This window comes from Bacteroides sp. (assembly GCF_029057325.1).
GTDB lineage: Bacteria > Bacteroidota > Bacteroidia > Bacteroidales > Bacteroidaceae > Bacteroides.
This window is the reverse complement of sequence record NZ_JAICZW010000167.1, coordinates 1-4,006: the sequence shown is the minus strand read 5'-3', so window position 1 is coordinate 4,006 and position 4,006 is coordinate 1. Positions and strand designations below refer to the sequence as shown.

2 protein-coding genes are annotated in these 4,006 nt (G+C 49.9%); one reads left to right on the top strand and one right to left on the bottom strand.

The genetic code is table 11. The features are described 5' to 3' along the window. Window positions 1-2,091, top strand: a 2,091-nt coding sequence (locus K2G43_RS11435; RefSeq protein ID WP_300155305.1) for a S9 family peptidase, incomplete at its 5' end; no start/stop codon positions are given. 114 nt (window positions 2,092-2,205) lie between these two features. On the opposite strand, the gene proS is transcribed toward K2G43_RS11435, so the two are convergent. Next, complete coding sequence (gene proS / locus K2G43_RS11430; RefSeq protein WP_300155302.1) at window positions 2,206-3,699, bottom strand: proline--tRNA ligase; 1,494 nt, start codon at window positions 3,697-3,699, stop codon at window positions 2,206-2,208. Window positions 3,700-4,006: the final 307 nt, after the last annotated feature.

Below are 4,006 nucleotides of genomic sequence, written 5' to 3'. Positions count from 1 at the left end.
ATTGAAGGCAAGCGCATGACTCCCGAAGCGCTTTGGGCCATGGGACGCATCTGCAGCGTCGCCGTATCGCCCTACGAGAAGCAGATTGCCTACTCGGTAGCCTACTACAGCGTGCCGCAAAATAAAAGCAACAATGAATTGTTTGTGATGAATGCGGACGGCAGCGAAAACCGGCAAATCACCCGCGACGCTTGGCAGGAAAGCCAGCCGGTATGGTTCAAGGAGGGCAAAAAAATCGCTTTCCTCTGCAACGAGAGCGGCAGCAGCCAGGTGTGGGAAATGAATCCCGACGGAACAGGCCGCAAGCAATTGACCCAATATGATGGGGACATCGAAGGATTCTCTTTCTCACCCGACGGAAAGAAACTGCTTTTCATCGCACAGGTCAAAACTGTGCAGAGCACAGCCGACAAGCATCCCGACCTGCCCAAGGCAACCGGCGTCATAATCACCGACCTGATGTATAAGCACTGGGACGAATGGACCACCACCGCCCCTCATCCTTTTGTCGCCGACTTTGACGGCAACGCCATCAGCCATGTGAAAGATATTCTGGAAGGACTTCCCTACGAAAGCCCGATGAAGCCCTTCGGCGGCATCGAGCAACTGGCATGGAGTCCGGCATCGGACAAAATAGCCTTCACCTGCCGCATGAAGACCGGACTTGCCTACGCCATCTCCACCGACTCGGACATTTATGAATACGATGTGGAGAAAGGCGGCTTCGTCAACCTCTGCAAACAGCATGCAAAGGCATCGGACGGCAAAGACGAAATGGCGGGCTACGACACCAACCCGCAATACTCGCCTGACGGCAAATACATCGCTTGGCAAAGTATGGAACGCGATGGCTACGAGGCCGACCAGAACCGCCTCTGCGTAATGGACCGCGCCACCGGCGAAAAACGCTTCATCAGCCAGGCATTCGACTCCAACGTGGATGCTTTCTTGTGGAACAAGGATTCGCAAAGCATCTTCTTCTTAGGCGTATGGCACGGAAGAACCCACATCTACAACATCGCTCTGGAAGACAATCGGCAGATTTACCAGCTGACCAACGGCATGTACGACTACGCTTCGATTGCCCTGTGCGGAAACAACCTGATTGCCAAACGTCACTCCATGTCCATGGGAGACGAAATCTTCTCCATCGGACAACTGGACAGCAAGCCCTTCCCCGTCTGCGCATTCGGCACCAATGCCTACAACACTTGCAGCAGCGACAAACCGGTGGAAGAAATCTACCCCGTCAAGCAACTCACCTTCGAGAACAAGCAAATCTACGACCAACTGGAAATGGGCAAAGTGGAAGGACGCTGGATGAAGACCACCGACGGCAAGCAGATGCTGACATGGGTCATCTATCCTCCGCAATTCGACCCGAACAAGAAGTACCCCACCCTGCTCTTCTGCGAAGGCGGTCCGCAAAGTCCGGTCAGCCAGTTCTGGAGCTACCGTTGGAACTTTCAGATTATGGCTGCCAACGATTACATCATCGTGGCCCCCAACCGTCGTGGTCTTCCGGGCTTCGGCGTAGAGTGGAACGAAGCCATCAGCGGCGACTACGGCGGCCAGTGCATGAGAGACTACTTCACCGCCATCGATGAAATAGCGAAAGAACCTTTCGTTGACAACGATCGTCTGGGCTGCGTGGGAGCCAGCTTCGGAGGTTTCTCCGTCTATTGGCTTGCCGGACACCACGACAAACGCTTCAAGGCATTCATCGCCCACGACGGTATCTTCAATATGGAAATGCAATACCTGGAAACCGAAGAAAAATGGTTTGCCAACTGGGACATGGGCGGCGCTTACTGGGAAAAGGACAACGCCACGGCACAACGTACTTTTGCCAACTCTCCGCACAAATTTGTGGATAAATGGGACACTCCCATCCTCTGCATCCACGGAGAGAAAGACTTCCGCATCCTTGCCAACCACGCAATGGCCGCTTTCGATGCCGCCATCATGCGTGGCGTCCCCGCCGAACTGCTAATCTACCCGGACGAAAACCATTGGGTATTGAAGCCTCAGAACGGCGTGTTGTGGCAACGCACCTTCTTCGAATGGCTGAATAAATGGCTGAAAAAATAAAGAAGAAGCCTGCTTTAAAGACAAAAAATCCTCCTGCCGTTCTGATGCGACAGGAGGATTTTCTATTTTCGGCCTGTATCGGCAGCCAATGGTTTCCTATACCTTAACTCTTCATTAATAAGAGCGTGCAAAAATCACCCGACAAGCGGAAGGTTTACCGGTAACCATACACTTGCCCGGCTCTTTGTCACCCGGGATGAAGGAATCCATCGGAACGCAACGGATGGTCGCTTTGGTCTCTTCCTTGATTTTCTCTTCTGTTTCGACAGTACCGTCCCAATGCGCCAGAATGAAACCGCCTTCTTCGATTTTCTCCTTAAATTCATCGTAGCTATCCACACTGACAATACGGCTGTTGCGATAATCAAGCGCCTTCTTGTAGATGTTTGCCTGAATCTCTTCGAGCAAATCCTTTACATACTCCTCGATGCCTTCGCAAGAGCGTGTCTCCTTCTCCAGTGTATCGCGACGCATCACTTCCATCGTATTGTTCTCCAAATCACGTCCTCCCATCACCAAACGTACAGGAACACCCTTCACCTCATAGTCGGCAAACTTAAAGCCCGGACGCTTGTTGTCGGCGTTGTCATACTTCACGGAGATACCCATTGACTTCAGCTTGGCAACGATGCCCGCAATCTTCTCGTCAATCTTGGCAAGCATTTCCGCATTCTTATAAATAGGAACAATGACCACCTGAATAGGAGCCAAATGGGGCGGAAGCACCAGACCGTTGTCATCGGAATGAGTCATAATCAGCGCACCCATCAGACGAGTGGAAACACCCCAGGAAGTAGCCCACACATATTCCAACTTGTTATCCTTATTGACAAACTGCACATCGAACGCCTTGGCGAAGTTCTGTCCCAAGAAGTGGGAAGTGCCGCTCTGCAATGCCTTTCCATCCTGCATCATCGCTTCGATGGTATAGGTATCAAGCGCACCGGCGAAACGTTCGTTGGCAGATTTCACGCCTTTTACCACAGGCACTGCCATGTATTTCTCGGCAAACTCAGCATAGATATTCAGCATTCTTATCGCCTCTTCCTCAGCCTCCTCACAGGTAGCATGCGCCGTATGTCCTTCTTGCCACAAGAATTCGGCTGTACGAAGGAACAAGCGTGTACGCATCTCCCAACGCATCACATTCGCCCACTGGTTGCACAGGATAGGCAGATCACGGTAAGAGTTAATCCAATTCTTATAGGTATTCCAAATGATGGTTTCGGAAGTAGGACGGATAATCAATTCTTCCTCCAGTCTGGCTTCCGGATCCACAATCACCCCGTTGCCATTCGGGTCGTTCTTCAAGCGGTGATGTGTCACCACGGCACACTCTTTGGCAAAGCCTTCCACATGTTCCGCCTCGCGACTCAGAAAGGATTTCGGAATAAGCAAGGGAAAATAAGCGTTAACGTGTCCCGTTTCCTTGAACATATCATCCAACTGACGCTGCATCTTCTCCCAAATAGCGTACCCGTAAGGTTTGATTACCATACAGCCTCGCACTGCCGATTGCTCTGCCAAATCGGCTTTTACCACCAACTCGTTGTACCACTGAGAGTAGTTCTCACTACGTTTGGTCAGGTTTTTTAATTCTACTGCCATTTTATTTTGCTTTTAAAGTTTTTTTGAATTATCTAAACAATCGGCAAAAATACAAAATTCAAAGGAATTCCGGTTGAAAATCAGACAGTATTTTTCAGCTACCGCCACTTCAGCAAACTATCATTTTGTAATTACTGGCACGTTGTATTTTGTAATCGCCAAGAATCGCTTGTTTCCATACCAGATAAGAAGAAATAAAAAAAACGTAACAAATCCCAACAGCACACTGATTCACAAAAATATATTAAAAAGGGACTTATAAAATAGAGGGAACTTTGAGATTAGAACAAATAAATAACCTTGTATC